Raw genomic sequence first — 19912 nt, forward strand, 5'->3', positions numbered from 1 at the left:
ATGTGAGTCAATTTTTCCAGATTCATCCGGAAAACCCGCAAGCGCGCCTGATCAAACAGGCAGTCGAGATCATTCGCAAGGGCGGGGTGGTGATTTATCCCACGGACTCTTCCTACGCCATTGGTTGCCAGATCGGCGACAAGGTCGCCGTGGAGCGCGTTCGGCGTTTGCGGCAGCTGGATGAAAAACACAACTTTGCGCTGATCTGCTGCGACCTGTCGCAACTGGGCCTGTTTGCCAAGATCGACACCGGCACGTTCCGTATCCTCAAGGCCCATCTGCCGGGGCCGTATACCTTCATTCTCAACGCCACCCGCGAAGTGCCACGGCTGTTGTTGCATCCGAAGAAACGCACCATCGGCCTGCGAGTGCCGAGCCACCCGATTGCCCTGGCGCTGCTGGCGGAATTGGGCGAGCCGTTGATGAGCGTGACCCTGATCATGCCCGGCGATGAAGACCCGTTGAGCGACCCGCATGAAATGCGCCAGTTGCTCGAACACCAGGTTGATCTGATCATCGACGGCGGCTTCGGCGGGATCAAGGCGTCCACCGTGATCAACCTCGCCGACGGCGAGCCGGAAGTCATTCGCGTTGGTTGCGGTGACCCTGCGCCGTTCATGGTCGAGGCCTAGATGTCCGCAGTAGAACCCGTCGACAGTCAGGCCGGAGCCCAGCAGGAACTGCCCTTCGCCATGGTCTATGGCCAGGCGGTCATGGAAATGCCGCTGGACCTGTACATCCCGCCCGATGCCCTTGAGGTCTTCCTCGAAGCCTTCGAAGGGCCCCTCGACCTGCTGCTGTACCTGATCCGCAAACAGAACATCAACATCCTCGACATCCCTGTGGCGGAAATCACTCGCCAATACATGGGCTATGTCGAGTTGATGCAGTCGGTGCGCCTGGAGCTGGCCGCCGAGTACCTGGTGATGGCCGCGATGCTGGCCGAGATCAAGTCGCGGATGCTGCTGCCGCGGGCAGAAACCGTCGAAGACGAAGAGGATGACCCGCGCGCCGAACTGATCCGCCGCTTGCAGGAATACGAGCGTTTCAAAGCTGCCGCCGAAGGCATCGATGGCTTGAGCCGCGTCGGTCGCGATGTGGTGGTGCCCAAACTCGACGCCCCGGAGGCCCGGGCACGCAAGCTGTTGCCGGACGTGCGCCTGTCCGAGTTGCTGTTGTCGATGGCCGAGGTGTTGCGCCGTGGCGACATGTTCGAAAGCCATCAGGTCAGCCGCGAGGCGCTGTCGACCCGCGAACGCATGAGCGATGTGCTGGAACGCCTCAAGGGCGGCGGTTTCGTGCCGTTTGTCGAGCTGTTCACCGCAGAAGAAGGGCGTCTGGGGGTGGTGGTGACCTTTATGGCGATCCTTGAATTGGTCAAGGAATCCCTGGTCGAGCTGGTGCAAAATGAGCCATTTGCCGCGATCCACGTGCGAGCCCGAGCCGAATAACGAGTCGAAACATGAACCTGACTGAACCCCGTGACCTGGCACCCTTGCTTGAAGCCTTTCTGTTGGCCTCGGGAAAGCCGCAATCTTTGGAAAGCCTGTTCGAACTCTTCGAGGAGGGCGAGCGCCCGGAACCGCCGGTCTTCAAGAAGGCCCTGACGATTCTGGCCAAGTCCTGCGATGGTCGTGCCTTTGAACTGAAGGAAGTGGCCTCGGGGTATCGCCTGCAAATTCGCGAGAAATTTGCACCCTGGGTCGGGCGTCTGTGGGAAGAGCGCCCGCAGCGCTATTCCCGCGCCATGCTGGAAACCATGGCCCTGATCGCCTACCGCCAGCCGATCACCCGTGGCGAAATCGAAGACGTGCGGGGTGTGGCGGTCAACAGCAACATCGTCAAGACACTGATGGAGCGCGAGTGGATCCGCATCGTCGGCTACCGTGACGTGCCCGGCAAACCGGCGATGTTCGCCACCACCAAGGCGTTCCTCGATCACTTCAACCTGAAAAACCTCGATGACCTGCCGCCGTTGGCCGAACTGCGCGAGCTGGAACCGGACCCGGTACTGGACTTCGACGACGCTCCGGTACCCGCTGGACTGCAAGAATTGGCCGACGCCAGCGCCGAGCCGGAAGAGCCGAAGGAAGAAACCAGTTTCCACACGTTGTTGTTGGAACTGGACAGCATGGAGGAGGGGCTCAAGACCGACTTCGACGACTTGCTGCGTGATGGCGTGTCGCCTGAGTTCGATCCGGAACAGTCGGTTATCGAGCCAGAAGTTGAAGCGGCAGAGCCCGAGCCTGAGCCGGAAATTGAACCGGAGCTAGAAGACGACATCCTTGGTGTCGCCGAAGCCCGGGAAAAACTGCTGGCCGCTGTAGCCGCCCTCGAACAACCGAAACCCGCGCCGGAACTGTCGGACGAAGAGGCCGAAGCCCTCGCCCTGGCCGAAGCCATCGAAGCCGAACGCCGCGAATTCGAAGACTGACCACAACCCTGTAGGAGCCGGCTTGCTGGCGATGCGGCCAACGCGGTGTCTCTGAGGGACCGCGGTGACGCCATCGCCAGCAAGCCGGCTCCGACAGAAGGTGGGTGACCGTCCGCGATCACCGGCCAGCGGAAAAACAAATAACCTCGCCTTGATCAGCTAGTCTCTGATGCGCAAACGCTCGCATGCGCGTATGATTCGCGACCCTTCGGCGATCCCTTCGCCCAAGTACCCAGTTTTCAGACCACACCGGGAGGTGCCCAGATGAGTATCAAAGACCAGCAAGACGACCAGCCAATCGGCCCAGCAGGCGAAAAACTGCAGAAAGTCCTCGCCCGTATCGGCGTCGGCTCGCGCCGTGACGTGGAAGCCTGGATCAGCCACGGCCGCATCAAGGTCAACGGCAAAGACGCCACCCTTGGCCAGCGTGTCGACATGCACGACGCCATCACCATTGATGGCAAGGTGATCAAGCGTGAAGAGGCCGCCGAATCGGTCCGCCGCGTGATCATGTACAACAAGCCCGATGGCGAAATCTGCACCCGTGTCGACCCTGAAGGTCGTCCGACCGTGTTCGACAAGATGCCGCGCCCTAAAGAGGGACGCTGGATCAACATCGGTCGTCTGGACATCAACACCACTGGCCTGCTGATGTTCACCACCGACGGTGAGCTGGCCAACCGCCTGATGCACCCGTCCTACGAAATGGACCGCGAATACGCCGTACGTGTGCGTGGCGAAGTCGATGACGAGATGATCGAGCGTCTGAAGGCTGGCGTTGTCCTTGAAGACGGCCCGGCCAAGTTCACCGACATCAAGCAGGCGCCAGGTGGTGAAGGCTTCAACCACTGGTATCACTGCGTGGTGATGGAAGGCCGTAACCGCGAAGTTCGTCGTCTGTGGGAATCCCAGGGTCTGGTAGTCAGCCGTCTGAAGCGTGTGCGTTTCGGTCCGGTGTTCCTCAACTCCGACCTGCCGATGGGCCGCTGGCGCGAAATGAGCCAGTACGAAGTCGACATCCTGAGTGCCGAGGTCGGCCTGACGCCGGTCGCGATGCCGCAGATGAACGCCAAGAGCAAAGACAAGCTGGACCGGATGCAGCGCAAATCCTCGCGTCCGATGGCCAAGACCGAGCGCGTGCGTACCCTGCGTCCGGCCGCTGACGCGCCAGCCGCGCCACGTGCCAGCCGCGAGCCACAGATCGAAGGCGAGCGTCCAGGGCGCAAGCCTGTTGCGCGTCAGGATGGCGAACGCGGTCCACGCACGCCACGTCCTGCCAACGGCCGTACCGAACGTGGCGAAGGTCGTGGTACGCCGGTAGCCGATCGCCCGGCCGACACCAAGCGCCCGGCCAAGCCTGCGCCGAAGCGCCCGGGGATCAAGCTGGTGGACGGTGACTCGCCATCGGGCAAGCGCCGTGGCGCACCGGCCGGTTCCGGCCAGCGTCCAGGCTTTGGTCGTCGCAAGCCGGAGTAATCGGCTGAGCGCTTCATAAAAAACGCCAACCTTCGGGTTGGCGTTTTTTTTGCCTGGCTTTATGTCTGTGGCGTTTTTGAGGCCGCCATCGCGAGCAAGCTCGCTCCCACAGGAGACCGTAGTGTTTCGCAGAAATGCGATCCCTTGTGGGAGCGAACTTGCTCGCGATGGCGTCAGTCGCTGCACCGAGAACTCCAATGTGGAAGCCCGGATTTACGCCCTGTAAAGAAAACCTGACGAAATCTGCCGAATAACCCCATGGATTCGCCTGTCTCTGGATTCCGTAAGAAAACCCTTACGCATCAGCGCCTTCCTTCCTTCTCCCAACGCTCTATCCCGCTTGTTTCAACACGCCATGCAGGGTGTTATGCGCGCCATGCCTGTCGTGCAGGTGCATAACAACAAGGAGGCGCAATGAACGCCGCAATCCAACTCCATCTCTCTGCGAGAGGCGGTTTTCCTGCCTTTCCCGTCGATGATCCACAAGGATCTGACCCATTTTTTGCAGCCGCCCGAACCTCTCGGGGCGGACACAGGCAATCCCGGCCATAGACACGCTTGTCCAGCGAGTCTGGCAGCAGGGGGTTACAGGTGTACAATGCGCCGCGTTTTACCTGTGACCTCCTGCGCAGCTGCGCAACCCTCAAGGCTATCCGCCTTGTTCACTCCGCCGCGTCACGAGCGTGTCGGGTTCGATTTCGTCACAGATAAAAACAAACAGGTGACGCATGACCGTTGTAAATACGCTGAACTCCTGGTGCCTGCGCTGGGGTTTGATCGGTGCCGCTTAACGCCTTTCTTGAGCAGCAACGTCTACTGAACATCATCAAACCTTGCGTGAGACCCTTTTCATGAGTGGACAAAACCCGCAATCAGGCGAGCTGAAACGCGGCCTGAAAAATCGCCACATTCAATTGATTGCCCTAGGTGGCGCGATCGGTACCGGTTTGTTCCTCGGCTCGGCCGGGGTACTGAAATCCGCCGGCCCGTCGATGATCCTTGGCTACGCCATCTGCGGCTTCATCGCCTTCATGATCATGCGCCAACTGGGCGAAATGATCGTCGAAGACCCGGTAGCTGGCTCCTTCAGTCACTTCGCGCACAAGTACTGGGGCGGCTTTGCCGGTTTCCTGTCGGGCTGGAACTGCTGGATTCTGTACATTCTGGTGGGCATGTCCGAGCTGACGGCAGTCGGCAAATACATCCACTACTGGGCCCCGGATATCCCGACCTGGGTCTCCGCAGCTGCCTTCTTCGTGCTGATCAACGCCATCAACCTGGCCAACGTCAAAGTGTTTGGCGAGGCCGAGTTCTGGTTTGCGATCATCAAGGTCGTGGCGATCGTCGGCATGATTGCCCTGGGCAGCTACCTGCTGGTCAGTGGCAATGGCGGCCCGCAAGCGGCGGTCAGCAACCTGTGGTCCCACGGTGGCTTCTTCCCGAACGGTGTCACGGGGCTGGTGATGGCCATGGCGTTCATCATGTTTTCCTTCGGTGGCCTGGAAATGCTCGGCTTCACCGCTGCCGAAGCCGACAAGCCGAAAACCGTGATCCCGAAAGCGATCAACCAGGTGATCTACCGGATCCTGATTTTCTACATCGGTGCATTGGTGATCCTGCTGTCGTTGACGCCGTGGGACAGCTTGTTGACCACCCTGAACGCTTCCGGTGATTCCTACAGCGGCAGCCCGTTCGTGCAAGTGTTCTCGATGCTGGGCAGCAACACCGCCGCGCACATCCTCAACTTCGTGGTCCTGACCGCAGCGCTGTCGGTGTACAACAGCGGCACCTACTGCAACAGCCGCATGCTGCTGGGCATGGCCGAACAGGGCGATGCGCCGAAGGCATTGGCGAAGATCGACAAGCGCGGCGTGCCGGTGCGTTCGATCCTGGCCTCGGCTGCCGTGACCCTGATCGCGGTGCTGCTGAACTACCTGATCCCGCAAAACGCGCTGGAACTGTTGATGTCGCTGGTTGTTGCCACCCTGGTGATCAACTGGGCGATGATCAGCTACTCGCACTTCAAGTTCCGCCAGCACATGAACAAGACCAAGCAGACGCCGCTGTTCAAGGCCCTGTGGTACCCGTACGGCAACTACATCTGCCTGGCGTTCGTGGTGTTCGTCCTTGGCGTGATGCTGCTGATTCCGGGGATTCAGACATCGGTGTATGCGATTCCGGTGTGGCTCGTGTTCATGTGGGTCTGCTACGGCATTAAGAACAAGCGCAGTGCGCAACATGCGTTGCAGGTTGCAGTGAAGTAACTCAGTCGCAGAAACAACAAACCCGGCCAAGTGCCGGGTTTGTTTTGGGCGCTGCAAAACCTGTAGGAGCTGGCTTGCCAGCGATGACGGCGTCACGTTCACCATCGTCATCGCTGACAAGCCAACTCCTACAAAAGGTGGGCCAAAAAAATGGGGGGATTCGCGGTATCCTGCACGTTCTGAATACGGACGCTTTTCCATGCTGGTGATTTCCAACAACGTGCATCTGCCGGATGCCGAGATCGAGTTGACGGCCATTCGCGCGCAGGGCGCCGGTGGGCAGAACGTCAACAAGGTCTCCAGCGCGGTGCACCTGCGCTTCGACATTCCGGCGTCGTCCTTGCCCGAGTTCTACAAGGAGCGGCTGCTGGCGCTGCGCGACAGTCGCATCACCAGCGACGGGGTGTTGATCATCAAGGCCCAGCAGTACCGGACGCAGGAACAGAACCGCGCCGATGCGCTGTTGCGGCTGACCGAGTTGATCCTGAATGCCACCAAGGTCGAGAAGAAGCGCCGCCCGACCAAGCCGACCCTCGGCTCCAAGACCCGTCGCCTCGAATCCAAGAGCAAGCGCGGTAACATCAAGGCCGGGCGCGGCAAGGTGGATTTCTAGCGGGCGTCCCGCGCCTCGCGTTGTTTCGGTGCCTGCCGGTACAGGTAAAGGCTCAGCATCAAGCCGCTGAGGGCGGCGAGGGCGGCGAACAGGAAGATCGATGCAAAGCCAAATCCTGCCGCAATCGCACCAGCCACTGGCCCGGTGATCCCCAGCGACAGGTCGATGAACAGCGAGTAGGCGCCGACGGCGGCACCACGGCTGGAGGCCGGGACCAGGTTTACGGCTTCCACTCCCAGCGCCGGAAACACCAGCGAAAAGCCGAAGCCGCTCAGCGCCGCACCTGCCAGAGCCCAATGGGCATCCGGCGCCAGCCACAGCAACAGCAACCCCAGGGTTTCCACTGACAGGCAGGCAATGGCCACTCGAAAGCCGCCGAGGCGGTTAATCAGGTTGCCGAACAGCAGGCGCGCGCCGATGAAGCTGGCACCGAACAGGCTCAGGCACAGCACCGCGTTGTCCCAGTGTTGCGTGGCGTAGTACAGGGTGATGAAGGTGGCGATGGTGCCGAAACCGATGGAGCCCAGGGCCAGGCCGCAACCGTGGGGGAAAACTCGCCCAAGCACGTGCATGAATGGCAGGCGCTCACCGGCAACGATAGGTGCGGCGGTTTTCGGCCAGGCCAGCAGCAGGCCGAGCACGGCCAGCAACACAATGCTCACGCCCATGCTCCACAAGCCCAATTGATGGACGATCAAAACGCCCAAGGGCGCACCGACGGCCAGTGCGCCGTAGCTGGCGATACCGTTCCACGAGATGACCTTGGCGGTGTTCGCCGCGCCGACCCGGCCGATACCCCAGCCAATCGAGCCCGAGCCCACCAGGCTTTCCGCGCTGCCAAGTACCAGGCGGCCGATCAGCAGGCTGATCAGGCTCAAGGCCGGCAAGCTCTGGGTCCAGGCGGAAATCAACATGAACACACCGCTCAAGCCGCAACCGGCCAAGCCATACATCACGGCCAGTTTGCTGCCCTTGTTGTCGATGATCTTCCCGGCATAAGGGCGGCTGAGCAGGGTGGCCAGGTATTGCACGCTGATCACCAGGCCCGCGACCACGGCGCCGAAGCCCAGGTCGCTGTGAACGTAACCGGGCAATACGGCCAGGGGGATGCCGATGTTCAGGTAGCCAATGAAGGTGAAAAGGACGATGGAGACGACTTGCAGCGTGACCGCCAGGGGGCGCTGGTTTTCAGGCATGGGTAAAGGTCCACGGTAAAGCAGGATAGATAGGCTGCTTATGATAGCGGTGTGGACGGTCGTTGGTTGTGAAAAAGTAAAACTATTTGCCGGGTGGTGTCATTCAGCTTTGACAGGGGCGACCAGTTGCGTGGTGACCAAGGCGGCCAGCGCATTTTCCTGGGTGCCGAAGCGTGCGAGCAACGAGGCTTGTTTCTCGGGGGAGAGGCGATTCCAGATTTCGATCATTTTTTCGGCGGTGCCAATCAAGACGCTGGCCTGCGCTTCGCTGAACTCATCGGTCATGGGTAGGGTGCTCGTTTCAGGCAGTGTGGAAAGCGCATGTTAGCGCTTTCCACACGGTCTGTACGGCGGGTGTTTCAGTCTTCTCTGTCAGCCTGGCGGCTGTCAGTGGCTTCTTTCGGCTCGGGCTGTTGGGCACCGGCTTGCTGCGTGGTCGTCTGCTCAGGTACGTGCAGGCTTGGGAAGGGGAGATTAGGAATCTCGTGCATGGTTGCGCTCCTCGCTAAGTCTGTTGATAGATCTGGTAGATCCGCGCTTTAAAAAAAGCTTGGGCAGGATACAGCACTGAAAATGACAAACGGACTTTTATATCCATTTGTTTCGACGGATGGGGTTGTATAGACAGATCCAGAGGGGGCAACACAAAACAAATGTGGGAGCGAGCTTGCTCGCGATGGCGGTGTGTCATCCAACATAAATGTCGACTGATCTACCGCTATCGCGAGCAAGCTCGCTCCCACAGGGGACTTGCAGTGTCTGATGGTTACTTGCAGACCTTGGCAATCGCCTCGGCTAACAAATCCAGGCGCGTGGCATCAATACCGGCTACGTTGGCCCGGCCGGAGTTGACCATGTACACGCTGTGATGATCCCGCAGGTTCTTCACTTGCGCAGGCGACAGGCCGGTGTAGGAGAACATCCCGCGTTGCACGCCAATGTGCGCAAAGCGCTCGCGCAAACCGTGAGGCTCCAGTGCTTCCACCAGACCGCTGCGCAGTTGGGCAATACGCAGGCGCATGGCTTCCACTTCGTCAGCCCAGAGGTTTTTCAACTCCAGATCGCCGAGGATGGTCGCGACCACCGCCGCACCGTGATCCGGTGGCGTCGACCACAGGTTGCGGGCGATGTTGGCCAGTTGGCTGCGGATGTCGGTGAGCTTGTCGGTGGTTTTCGCACAAACAATCAGCGCGCCGGTGCGGTCGCGGTACAGGCCGAAGTTCTTCGAGCAGGAGCTGGTGATCAGCAGTTCCGGCAACTCGGCGGCGAACAGTCGGGTCGACCAGGCATCCTGCTCCAGGCCATCGCCGAATCCTTGATACGCGAAGTCGATCAGTGGCAGGAGTTCGCGCTTGCGTACTACCTCCAGCACCCGCTGCCAGTCCTCGTGGGACAGGTCGAAACCGGTCGGGTTGTGGCAGCAAGCGTGCAGTAACACCACATCGCCCTTGGGGGCTTCACTGAGCGCCGCGAGCATGCCGTCGACGTCTAGACGGTTGTCGCTACCCACGTAGGGGTAGTGGCTGACCTTGACCTTGGCCGCCGCGAAAATGGTTTCGTGGATCGGCCAGGTCGGGTTGCTCAGCCATACGCCACGGCCTGGCAGGCATTGAGCGATGAAGTCGGCGCTCAGGCGCAACGCACCGGTGCCGCCCGGAGTCTGGGTGGCACCGGCGCGTTGTGCGGCGATCAGTGCCGAGTCGGCACCGAGCACCAGCTCACTGATTGCCTTGCCGAATGCCGGTTCGCCGTGACCACCAATGTAGGTCTTGGTGGTCTGGCGCTCTACCAGGCGCGCCTCCGCCAATTTCACCGACTGCGGAATCGGCGTCAGGCCCTGGGCGTCTTTGTAGACACCCACGCCCAAATCGAACTTGCGCGGGTTCGGGTCCTGCGCGTAGGCCTCCATCAGGCCCAGAATCGGGTCGCCAGGCACTCGACCAATGGCGTCGAAGTGCATTACTTGCGCCCCTCAGCGTCCTTCGCTACTTCGTCAGTGCGCGCGGCCATGATGAAGTCATTGCGGTGCAGGCCCTTGATCGAGTGGCTCCACCAGGTCACGGTCACTTTGCCCCACTCGGTCAGCAGGCCCGGGTGGTGGCCTTCGGCTTCGGAGATTTCACCGACGGCGTTGGTGAACGCCAGTGCATGCTTGAAATTCTTGAACAGGAAGACCTTTTCCAGCTGCATGATGCTGTCGCGTACTTCGATGTTCCAGTCCGGGATCTGCTTGATCAGGATCGGCAGTTCTTCATCGCTGACTTGTGGGGCGTCGGCGCGGCAGGCTTCGCAATGGGCTTGGTTCAAAGTGGACATGGTGTGTTTCCTGAAATCGAGTGTTTTTATATCGGTCGACAGTGCCGTCACGCTAAACCAAAGCAACGGTGACTGACAGACTCACTTGTCAGCAAAAGTCGCGGTTCACGCAGCCTTTGGCGGAAATTTCGGTGTGTGCAGACCCATCTGCATCGCTTGCTTGACCATGCCCATGATGTCTTCATGGGCCAGGTCGAACAGGCGCTTGAGGTTCGGCAGAACGAAGTACAGGGGCTGCAGGATGTCGATGCGGTACGGTGTGCGCATGCATTCCCGCGGGTCGAAGGCTTGATGCTCAGGCTCGTCCGACAGGCAGTAAACGGTCTCTTTCGGCGAGGAGAGGATGCCGCCGCCGTAGATGCGCTGGCCTTGCGGGGTGTCGAGCAGGCCGAACTCAATGGTCATCCAGTACAGGCGCGCCAGGTACACGCGTTCTTCCTTGGTAGCCTTGAGGCCGAGCTTGCCGTAGGTGTGGGTGAATTCGGCGAACCACGGGTTGGTCAGCAACGGGCAGTGACCGAAGATCTCGTGGAAAATGTCCGGCTCTTGCAGGTAGTCCAGTTCTTCGCGGGTACGAATGAAGGTCGCTACCGGAAACTGCTTGCTGGCCAGCAATTCGAAAAAGGTCTGGAAGGGAATCAGTGCGGGAACCCGGGCAACCTGCCAGCCGGTGGTTTCACCGAGGACCTTGTTGATTTCGCCGAGTTGAGGAATGCGGTCGTGGGGCAGACCGAGTTTTTCGATACCGTCCAGGTACTCCTGGCACGCACGCCCTTCGATCACTTTCAGTTGACGAGTGATCAGCGTGTTCCACACCGCGTGTTCTTCGGCGGGGTAGTCGATAAAACCTTGCGCATCGGGCTCGCGAGCCACGTATTGCGTCTGCTTCATGCTGCTCTCCTGCTAGGGGGATTCGTTCTTGTTATGTGCTGCTATGGACCTAGAAATACCCCATGAATTGCGCTGTTGCAGCAGGTGACCGGCGTCACTCGTGGGAAAAAACCTCGATAATCGTAAAATTTTCGTTACGAGCTGGCGATTATTGCGTGGCGACGGAGATTTTCGGGTTTGAAAAGCGTCTTTACTGTCACATAATCTTGACGACTATCTGTGCACCTCGAAAGAAAAAAGCGATCGAGCGTGTATCGCGGTACCTCTGTGGGCGCGAGCTTGCTCGCGATGAGGGCGTGTCAGGCAGCATTGAATTGCATGATCCGCCGCTATCGCGAGCAAGCTCGCTCCCACAGGGTTTGTGTTTGATATCAACCTAACTCATCGCTTGTCGGGCCTCTTTATATGCGTATCAAAGTCCACTGCCAGAACCGCATCGGCATCCTGCGCGACATTCTCAACCTGCTAGTGGAGTACGGGATCAACGTGGCCCGCGGTGAAGTGGGTGGTGAGCATGGCAACGCCATCTACCTGCATTGCCCGAACCTGATCAACATTCAGTTCCAGGCCTTGCGTCCGAAATTCGAAGCGATTGCCGGGGTCTTTGGCGTCAAGCGTGTAGGGCTCATGCCGAGCGAGCGTCGGCATATGGAGCTCAATGCACTGCTCGGTGCGCTGGAGTTTCCGGTGTTGTCGATCGACATGGGCGGTTCCATCGTCGCGGCGAACCGGGCAGCGGCGCAGCTGCTGGGTGTGCGGGTCGACGAGGTGCCGGGGATACCCCTGTCGCGGTATGCCGAAGATTTCGATTTGCCGGAGCTGGTGCGCGCCAACAAGTCGCGGATCAACGGGCTGCGGGTCAAGGTCAAGGGTGACGTGTTCCTGGCCGACATCGCGCCATTGCAATCGGAGCATGACGACAGCGAGGCCATGGCCGGTGCGGTGTTGACGCTGCATCGCGCCGACCGGGTGGGTGAGCGCATCTACAACGTGCGCAAGCAGGAATTGCGTGGCTTCGACAGCATCTTCCAGAGTTCTAAAGTCATGGCCGCGGTGGTGCGCGAGGCGCGACGCATGGCGCCACTGGACGCCCCGCTATTGATAGAAGGCGAAACCGGCACCGGCAAAGAATTGTTGGCGCGGGCCTGCCATCTGGCCAGCCCTCGAGGGCAGTCGCCGTTGATGGCGCTCAATTGCGCCGGTCTACCGGAGTCCATGGCCGAGACGGAATTGTTCGGTTACGGCCCCGGTGCCTTCGAAGGGGCGCGGGCCGAGGGCAAGCTGGGGCTGTTGGAGCTGACGGCGGGCGGTACGCTGTTTCTCGATGGTGTCGGCGAAATGAGCCCGCGCTTGCAGGTGAAGTTGCTGCGCTTTTTGCAGGACGGCTGCTTCCGTCGCGTGGGCAGCGATGAAGAGGTCTACCTCGATGTGCGGGTGATCTGTGCGACCCAGGTCGACCTGTCCGAATTGTGCGCTCGCGGCGAGTTCCGCCAGGACCTGTACCACCGCTTGAATGTCTTGTCGCTGCACATCCCGCCGCTGCGCGAATGCCTTGATGGTTTGACGCCGCTGGTGGAGCACTTCCTCGATCAGGCCAGTCGGCAGATTGGTTGTCCACTGCCCAAGCTCGCCCCGGCGGCCATGGAACGGCTCAGCCACTACCATTGGCCGGGTAACGTGCGGCAGCTGGAGAACGTGCTGTTCCAGGCGGTTTCCCTGTGTGACGGCGGGACGGTCAAGGCTGAGCATATTCGTCTGCCGGATTATGGTGTGCGTCAGCCACTTGGCGATTTTTCGCTGGAAGGTGGATTGGATGAAATTGTCGGACGCTTTGAAAAAGCAGTGCTGGAACGGCTTTATTCGGAACATGCCAGCAGCCGATTGCTCGGCAAGCGGCTGGGTGTCTCTCACACAACGATTGCCAACAAGTTGCGTGAATATGAAATAGGCAAACTTGAGCGTTGAGGTTTTTTTTAAATAAGAATTATTTTTTAATACTAACGATTCTCCTGCGCTTTTTATTCCCGTTCAAAGCTCTTGAACACTGCCATTGATCTGAATCATGGAAGTTGCCGAACAAGCCATCTAGGCTTTTCTCACAGTTTGGCAGGAGCGCTAACCATGCCATCAATGGATGACTCTACCCGGCGAGTTCGCAAAGAAACTCGCCTCTTCTATTTCCTGATCATTGTTCTGTTTCCATTGTTATCGGTGGCGATAGTCGGTGGTTACGGTTTTTTTGTCTGGTTTCTGCAAATGCTCCTAGGTCCGCCAGGCCCCCCTAACTGATTGCCATCTGTCTCTAATTCAGCAGGGAGTACGGGTCATGGAAAAGTCGCTGCACATTGCCAGCCTGGTGGTTCATGCCCGACCTGCCTTGTTCGAAGCGGTGAAAGCCAATCTGCGTCTGCTCAAGGGCGTTGAACTTCATCAGGAAAGTCCCGCCGGCAAACTGGTGGTTGTGCTGGAAACCGAACACGAAAGCCAGATTCTTCAGCGAATCGATCAGATCAACCGCTTGCCGGGTGTGCTCAACGCCGCCCTGGTTTATCACGAAATTCTCGATGTAACGGGAGAAAGCACATGCCTATGACGCGGCGAGAGTTTGTCAAAGCCCAGGCTGCCGGGATCGCGGCAGCGGCTGCGGGTCTCCCGGTGTTTACCTCTGCCAGCAACCTGATTACCGAAGAAGACATGGTTGCCCTGGACTGGAACAAGGCGCCCTGTCGTTTTTGTGGTACCGGGTGCAGCGTCATGGTGGCGACCAAGGACAACAGGGTTGTTGCAACCCACGGCGATGTAAAAGCCGAGGTCAATCGCGGGTTGAACTGCGTCAAAGGCTACTTTTTATCCAAGATCATGTACGGCGTTGATCGGCTGACTCAGCCGCTGTTGCGCATGACCAATGGGCAATATGACAAACAAGGCGAGTTTCACCCGGTGTCCTGGAAACAGGCGTTCGATGTGATGGAGTTAAAGTACAAGGAGGCGCTGAAGAACAAGGGTGGGGAATCCGTTGCCATGTTCGGTTCCGGACAGTGGACGATCTGGGAAGGGTACGCGGCCAACAAATTGATGAAGGCGGGGTTTCGCTCGAACAACATCGACCCCAATGCACGCCATTGCATGGCCTCGGCGGTCATGGGATTCATGCGGACATTCGGTATTGATGAGCCGATGGGCTGTTATGACGATATCGAAGTCACCGATGCATTCGTCCTGTGGGGGTCAAACATGGCGGAAATGCATCCGATTCTTTGGAGTCGGGTGACCGATCGGCGATTGAGCCAGCCGAATGTGAAAGTAGCCGTGCTCTCTACTTTCGAACATCGCAGTTTTGAACTGGCAGACATTCCGATGGTGTTCAAGCCACAGACTGACTTGCTCATTCTCAACTACATCGCCAATCACATCATTGAAAGCGGCTCGGTCAATAAAGACTTTGTCAGCAAGCACACCAAATTCGCCAAAGGCACCGATGACATCGGTTACGGTTTGCGTGCCGATAATCCGCTGGAGATGAAAGCCAAGAATGCCGACAAGGCGAACACCTGGACCGACATCGACTTCGAGCAATTCGCCGCTTTTGTAAAACCCTACACCCTTGAGCGCACGGCGAAGGAAACCGGGGTGCCGGCCGAGCGCCTCAAGGCATTGGCCGAACTGTACGCAGACCCCAAGCGCAAGGTTGTTTCGTTCTGGACCATGGGCTTCAACCAGCACACCCGGGGTGTGTGGGCCAACAACCTGATCTACAACATTCACCTGCTGACCGGGAAAATCAGCGAGCCGGGCAACAGTCCTTTCTCCCTGACGGGCCAGCCTTCGGCCTGCGGGACGGCACGGGAAGTAGGTACGTTCTCCCATCGTTTGCCCGCCGATCTGGTGGTGACCAACCCGACACACCGCGCCACCGCGGAAAAAATCTGGAAACTACCGGCAGGCACCATCAAGGAAAAGGTTGGATTCCACGCCGTGCAGCAAAGCCGCATGCTCAAGGATGGCGTGCTCAATGTGTATTGGACGATGGCCAGCAACAACATGCAGGCCGGGCCCAACATCATGCAGGAAGTGCTGCCGGGGTGGCGCAACCCCGAGAACTTCGTGGTGGTGTCGGATGTGTATCCCACCGTTTCGGCGCAGGCAGCCGATCTGATTTTGCCCACGGCCATGTGGGTCGAGAAAGAGGGCGCTTACGGCAACGCGGAGCGGCGTACGCAGTTCTGGCATCAACTGGTCTCGGCGCCGGGTGACGCCAAGTCGGACCTCTGGCAATTGGTCGAATTTTCCAAGCGCTTCAAAACCGATGAAGTCTGGCCGGGGGAATTGTTGGAGAGTTCACCGCAATACAAGGGCAAGACCTTGTACGAAGTGCTGTTCAAGAACGGCCAGGTCGATCAGTTCCCGGCTGATCAACTGGCTGAGGGCTATCAGAACGACGAGGCTCGGGATTTCGGTTTCTACCTGCAAAAAGGCCTGTTCGAAGAATATGCCCAGTTCGGCCGTGGGCATGGTCACGACCTTGCGCCCTTTGATCGCTATCACTCCGAGCGTGGTTTGCGCTGGCCCGTCGTCGAAGGCAAGGAAACGCTGTGGCGCTTCCGTGAAGGTTACGACCCCTATGTCGAGAAGGGCAGTGGCGTGCAGTTCTACGGCTACCCCGACAAGAAAGCGATCATCTTCGCCCTGCCTTACGAGCCACCTGCGGAAGCCCCGGACGCTGACTTCCCGTTCTGGTTGAGCACCGGTCGGGTGCTTGAACATTGGCACACCGGGACCATGACCCAGCGCGTCGAAGAGCTTTATAAAGCGGTCCCCGATGCGCTGGTCTACATGCACCCGGCTGATGCCAGGGCGTTGAATGCCCGGCGTGGCAGCGAAGTGAAACTGATCAGTCGGCGCGGCGAAATGCGTGCGCGCATTGAAACCCGGGGGCGCAACAAGCCGCCCCAAGGTCTGGTGTTCGTGCCGTTTTTCGATGCCAACAGGCTGATCAACAAAGTCACGCTCGATGCGACTGACCCGATCTCCAAGCAGACCGATTACAAGAAATGCGCGATCAGGATTGAGTTGATCAAGACGGCATAAGGAGAGCTTTAATGAATTATCGTTCACTGCCCCTGCTTGCTGCTCTGCTGGTCTGGTTGCCCGTAGCGTTTGCGGCAGACCCCGGTTACCCACTGGATGCGCCGGCACCGGACGGGCGACGAGTCGGCGGGACCCTGACCCAGGAGCTGCCGGCACCGCCCATCGCGGAGGACGAGAACAGGGACCTCAAGCGTGAACGCAACTACCCCGAGCAACCGCCCACCATACCTCACAGTATTCGCGGGTATGCCATCGACATGAACAGCAACAAGTGCCTGTCCTGTCACAGTCGTGCCAACAGTGCGCGTACCCAGGCGCCGATGATCAGCATCACTCATTACATGGACCGTGACGGTCAGGCATTGGCGGCAGTGTCGCCGCGCCGTTACTTCTGCAACCAGTGTCACGTGCCGCAAAAGGATGTGAAGCCACTGGTGAACAACAGCTTCAAGAACATCGACCAGGTCTTGCAAGACGAAATCAACCGTCAGCCGAAACCTTGAGGAGAGGCCATGAAATCTTTGCTTGCCTTGCTCAAGGATTATTGGGGTGTGCTGCGTCGGCCCAGCGTGCATTACAGCTTGGGCTTCCTGACCCTTGGCGGGTTTATCGCCGGGGTGATTTTCTGGGGCGGGTTCAACACCGCGCTGGAAGCGACCAACACCGAGAAGTTCTGCACGTCTTGCCATGAAATGCGCGACAACGTATTTGTCGAGCTGCAGGACACCATTCACTACACCAACCGCTCAGGCGTGCGCGCCACGTGCCCGGACTGTCACGTACCCCACGAGTGGACGCACAAGATCGCCCGCAAGATGCAGGCTTCCAAGGAGGTCTGGGGCAAGCTGTTCGGCACTATCAGTACCCGGGACAAGTTTCTGGACATGCGCCGGGAGCTGGCCGAACACGAGTGGGCACGGCTCAAGGCAAACGATTCCCGGGAGTGTCGCAATTGCCATAACTTCGAGTTCATGGACTTCACACGCCAGGGTAAACGCGCCGCCAACATGCACTCCACATCATTGGCCAGTGGTCAGGCGACCTGTATCGACTGCCATAAAGGTATTGCCCACAAACTGCCCGACATGAGTGGCGTGAAAGGTTGGTAGCCGGTTTTTCACGGTGTTGCCGCCAAACGGCATAATCGCGCCGGTTTTTCGTCTTCGATACATTGTTCGATTCCCTTCTGATTAGCCTCGAACCCCCTGTTTCAAAGGGGTTTTAGCCGGTGCGCGCAAGTTGGTCTGCAAATTGCTACAACCTGCGCAACACAGCAGTGGGCGGCAAACGTCCGGCAGGCAGAGGAAAGAGTGTGGACAAGTACCTTTATGTGGCAATGACCGGCGCCAGCCAGAATGCTCTGGCGCAAAAGGCTCATGCCAACAACCTCGCGAACATCTCCACCAACGGCTTCCAGAAAGACCTGGAGCAGGCCCGTTCGATGCCGGTGTTCGGTGACAGCTTTCCGGCGCGTGCGTTTGCCATGTCCGAGCGCCCGGCCACCGATTTCTCCCCGGGCTCGCTGGTGGAAACCGGCCGCGACCTCGACGTTGCCGTGCAAGGCAGCGGCTGGATTGCCGTACAGAATCCCGATGGCGGTGAAAGCTACGTGCGCACCGGCAGCCTGAACGTTGACGCCCTGGGTGTGCTGCGCGCCGGCAACGGCATGCCGGTCATGGGCAATGGCGGGCCGATTGCCGTGCCGCCGGAGCAGCAGATCGAAGTCGGTGAGGACGGCACCATCAGCATCCGCGCAATGGGCGAAGGCCCCCGGGTGATGGCTGAAGTCGACCGCATCAAGCTGGTCAATCCGGACCTCAAGAACATGACCAAGGGTCTGGATGGCTCTATCCACACCAAGGACGGCCAGCCGGCGCAGGCCGATGCCGACGTCAAACTGGTGTCCGGGTTCCTCGAGTCGAGCAACGTCAATGCCGTGGAAGAGATGACCTCGGTACTGGCCTTGTCCAAGCAGTTCGAGCTGCACATCAAGATGATGAACACCGCCAAAGACGATGACCAGGCCATGGCTCGGGTCTTGCAGATCAGCTAATTACCAGAACGTCGCGCCGTAAAACAGGCGCACGAGGAGAATCGAATGCTTCCGGCTCTATGGGTTGCCAAAACAGGTCTGTCCGCCCAGGACACCAACCTGACCACCATTTCCAACAACCTGGCCAACGTGTCGACCACGGGTTTCAAACGTGACCGCGCCGAGTTCCAGGACCTGCTCTACCAGATCAAGCGTCAGCCTGGCGCCCAGTCGACCCAGGACAGCGAACTGCCGTCGGGTCTGCAACTGGGTACTGGTGTGCGCATCGTCGGCACCCAGAAAAACTTCACCGCCGGCAGCCTGCAAACCACCGAGCAGCCACTGGACATGGCCATCGACGGTCGCGGTTTCTTCCAGATCCTGCAACCGGACGGCACCACCTCCTATACCCGTGACGGTACCTTCCACCTGGACTCCAACGGCCAGATCGTGAACGCCAGCGGCTTTGCCCTGGAGCCGGCCATTGTCATTCCGAACGACGCGCAGACCTTCACGGTAGGCCGCGATGGCACCGTGTCCATCACCGTTGCCGGCAACCCGGCTGCCCAGGTGATCGGCAACCTGCAAACCGCCGACTTCATCAACCCGGCCGGCCTGCAGGCGGTGGGCAACAACCTGTTCCTGGAAACCGCCGCCAGTGGCGCGCCGCAAGTCGGCACACCGGGCCTGAACGGTTTCGGCACCACGCTGCAGAACACCCTGGAAACGTCGAACGTCAGCACCGTTGAGGAAATGGTCAACATGATCACTACCCAGCGCGCCTACGAGATGAACTCCAAGGTGATCTCCACCGCCGACCAGATGCTCTCGTTCGTAACGCAGAATCTGTAATCAAGTCTATGGGGCGGCCATGAGGCTGCCTGCAACACCGTGAGGTAGGGTCATGAATCGCTATGTATCTGTTCTGGCACTGAGTGGGATCGTCGCACTCGCAGGTTGCGTGCCTGCGACGCCCAAGCCCAATGACCCTTACTACGCTCCGGTGTTGCCGCGCACGCCGTTGCCGGCGGCCGCGAACAACGGCTCGATCTATCAGGCCGGTTTCGAACAGAACCTCTACAGCGACCGCAAGGCGTTCCGGATCGGTGACATCATCACCATCACCCTGAACGAAAGGACCCAAGCGAGCAAAAACGCCAACTCGCAGGTGGCCAAGAACAGCAAGACCGGCATCGGCCTGACCTCGCTGTTCGGCGGCAGTGCCACCACCAACAACCCGTTCGGTGACGGCGACCTGAGTCTGAGCGCCAGCTACGAAGGCGACCGCGCCACCAAGGGCGACAGCAAGGCGGCCCAGGGCAACACCTTGACCGGCTCGATCACCGTGACCGTCGCCGATGTGTTGCCCAACGGCATCATCGCGGTGCGCGGCGAGAAGTGGATGACCCTCAACACCGGCGACGAACTGGTACGGATTGCCGGTCTCGTTCGCGCCGATGACATCGCCACCGATAACACCGTGTCGTCGACCCGTGTCGCCGATGCGCGCATCACCTACTCGGGCACCGGTTCGTTTGCCGATGCGAGTCAGCCAGGCTGGTTCGACCGTTTCTTCCTCAGCCCGCTGTTCCCTTTCTAGGT

Annotated in this window: 21 protein-coding genes; 15 read left to right on the plus strand and 6 right to left on the minus strand. The window is 59.4% G+C overall.

Annotated features, from left to right (window positions below; all coding sequences use genetic code 11):
- Positions 1-2 precede the first annotated feature (2 nt).
- The 6 genes from B0D71_RS10365 (at position 3) to arfB (ending at position 6787) form a co-directional block, all read left to right on the plus strand.
- Positions 3-632 (plus strand): L-threonylcarbamoyladenylate synthase, encoded by a 630-nt coding sequence (locus B0D71_RS10365; RefSeq protein WP_103394698.1) that lies wholly within the window; start codon positions 3-5, stop codon positions 630-632.
- A gap of 60 nt (positions 633-692) precedes the next feature.
- Positions 693-1451 carry a segregation and condensation protein A gene (locus B0D71_RS10370; protein WP_173862173.1) on the plus strand — a complete coding sequence of 253 codons (759 nt, stop codon included), beginning with the start codon at positions 693-695 and terminating at the stop codon, positions 1449-1451.
- 11 nt (positions 1452-1462) lie between these two features.
- A complete protein-coding gene (gene scpB / locus B0D71_RS10375; protein ID WP_103394699.1) occupies positions 1463-2434 on the plus strand; it encodes an SMC-Scp complex subunit ScpB in 972 nt (323 codons plus the stop codon).
- Positions 2435-2698: 264 nt separating this feature from the next.
- Entirely contained in the window at positions 2699-3910 is a 1212-nt protein-coding gene (gene rluB / locus B0D71_RS10380; protein WP_103394700.1) for a 23S rRNA pseudouridine(2605) synthase RluB, read from the plus strand.
- Between the two features lie 851 nt (positions 3911-4761).
- Positions 4762-6174, plus strand: coding sequence for an amino acid permease (locus tag B0D71_RS10385; RefSeq protein WP_103394701.1), 1413 nt, complete (start codon positions 4762-4764; stop codon positions 6172-6174).
- 199 nt (positions 6175-6373) lie between these two features.
- Entirely contained in the window at positions 6374-6787 is a 414-nt protein-coding gene (gene arfB, locus B0D71_RS10390; RefSeq protein WP_103394702.1) for an alternative ribosome rescue aminoacyl-tRNA hydrolase ArfB, read from the plus strand.
- Here the strand turns inward: arfB and B0D71_RS10395 are convergent.
- From B0D71_RS10395 to phhA, 6 genes are all read right to left on the minus strand, one after another.
- Positions 6784-7983, minus strand: coding sequence for an MFS transporter (locus tag B0D71_RS10395; protein WP_103394703.1), 1200 nt, complete (start codon positions 7981-7983; stop codon positions 6784-6786). The genes arfB and B0D71_RS10395 overlap by 4 nt on opposite strands.
- 99 nt (positions 7984-8082) lie before the next feature.
- Positions 8083-8268: a hypothetical protein gene (locus B0D71_RS10400; protein WP_103394704.1), complete on the minus strand. Its 186-nt coding sequence runs from the start codon at positions 8266-8268 to the stop codon at positions 8083-8085.
- A 74-nt stretch (positions 8269-8342) separates the two neighbouring features.
- Complete coding sequence (locus B0D71_RS32080; protein ID WP_008051162.1) at positions 8343-8474, minus strand: hypothetical protein; 132 nt, start codon at positions 8472-8474, stop codon at positions 8343-8345.
- Between the two features lie 275 nt (positions 8475-8749).
- Positions 8750-9943 carry an amino acid aminotransferase gene (locus tag B0D71_RS10410; protein WP_103394706.1) on the minus strand — a complete coding sequence of 398 codons (1194 nt, stop codon included), beginning with the start codon at positions 9941-9943 and terminating at the stop codon, positions 8750-8752.
- Complete coding sequence (locus B0D71_RS10415) at positions 9943-10299, minus strand: 4a-hydroxytetrahydrobiopterin dehydratase (RefSeq protein WP_007975310.1); 357 nt, start codon at positions 10297-10299, stop codon at positions 9943-9945. The genes B0D71_RS10410 and B0D71_RS10415 overlap by 1 nt, the downstream gene beginning before the upstream one ends.
- Positions 10300-10404: 105 nt before the next feature.
- Positions 10405-11190 (minus strand): phenylalanine 4-monooxygenase, encoded by a 786-nt coding sequence (gene phhA, locus B0D71_RS10420; RefSeq protein WP_103394707.1) that lies wholly within the window; start codon positions 11188-11190, stop codon positions 10405-10407.
- 405 nt (positions 11191-11595) lie between these two features.
- Between phhA and B0D71_RS10430 the strand changes: the two genes are divergently transcribed.
- The 9 genes from B0D71_RS10430 (at position 11596) to flgH (ending at position 19910) form a co-directional block, all read left to right on the plus strand.
- Positions 11596-13155, plus strand: coding sequence for a sigma-54-dependent transcriptional regulator (locus B0D71_RS10430; protein WP_095945466.1), 1560 nt, complete (start codon positions 11596-11598; stop codon positions 13153-13155).
- A gap of 156 nt (positions 13156-13311) precedes the next feature.
- Positions 13312-13479: a periplasmic nitrate reductase, NapE protein gene (locus B0D71_RS10435; RefSeq protein WP_095945465.1), complete on the plus strand. Its 168-nt coding sequence runs from the start codon at positions 13312-13314 to the stop codon at positions 13477-13479.
- Between the two features lie 37 nt (positions 13480-13516).
- The gene (locus tag B0D71_RS10440; protein ID WP_103394709.1) at positions 13517-13783 is read left to right on the plus strand and encodes a chaperone NapD; all 267 of its coding nucleotides are present in this window, start codon (positions 13517-13519) and stop codon (positions 13781-13783) included.
- Positions 13774-16278 carry a nitrate reductase catalytic subunit NapA gene (napA, locus tag B0D71_RS10445; RefSeq protein WP_103394710.1) on the plus strand — a complete coding sequence of 835 codons (2505 nt, stop codon included), beginning with the start codon at positions 13774-13776 and terminating at the stop codon, positions 16276-16278. Before B0D71_RS10440 ends, napA begins: the two co-directional genes overlap by 10 nt.
- A gap of 11 nt (positions 16279-16289) precedes the next feature.
- Entirely contained in the window at positions 16290-16781 is a 492-nt protein-coding gene (locus B0D71_RS10450) for a nitrate reductase cytochrome c-type subunit (protein WP_103394711.1), read from the plus strand.
- A gap of 9 nt (positions 16782-16790) precedes the next feature.
- The gene (locus tag B0D71_RS10455; RefSeq protein WP_103394712.1) at positions 16791-17387 is read left to right on the plus strand and encodes a cytochrome c3 family protein; all 597 of its coding nucleotides are present in this window, start codon (positions 16791-16793) and stop codon (positions 17385-17387) included.
- A gap of 203 nt (positions 17388-17590) precedes the next feature.
- The gene (locus B0D71_RS10460; RefSeq protein WP_103394713.1) at positions 17591-18331 is read left to right on the plus strand and encodes a flagellar basal body rod protein FlgF; all 741 of its coding nucleotides are present in this window, start codon (positions 17591-17593) and stop codon (positions 18329-18331) included.
- Between the two features lie 45 nt (positions 18332-18376).
- Entirely contained in the window at positions 18377-19162 is a 786-nt protein-coding gene (gene flgG, locus B0D71_RS10465; protein ID WP_007975316.1) for a flagellar basal-body rod protein FlgG, read from the plus strand.
- Positions 19163-19214: 52 nt separating this feature from the next.
- A complete protein-coding gene (gene flgH / locus B0D71_RS10470; RefSeq protein WP_103394714.1) occupies positions 19215-19910 on the plus strand; it encodes a flagellar basal body L-ring protein FlgH in 696 nt (231 codons plus the stop codon).
- The last annotated feature ends 2 nt before the right edge of the window (positions 19911-19912 follow it).

The sequence above is a fragment of the Pseudomonas laurylsulfativorans genome, from assembly GCF_002906155.1.
GTDB classification, from domain to species: Bacteria; Pseudomonadota; Gammaproteobacteria; order Pseudomonadales; family Pseudomonadaceae; genus Aquipseudomonas; species Aquipseudomonas laurylsulfativorans.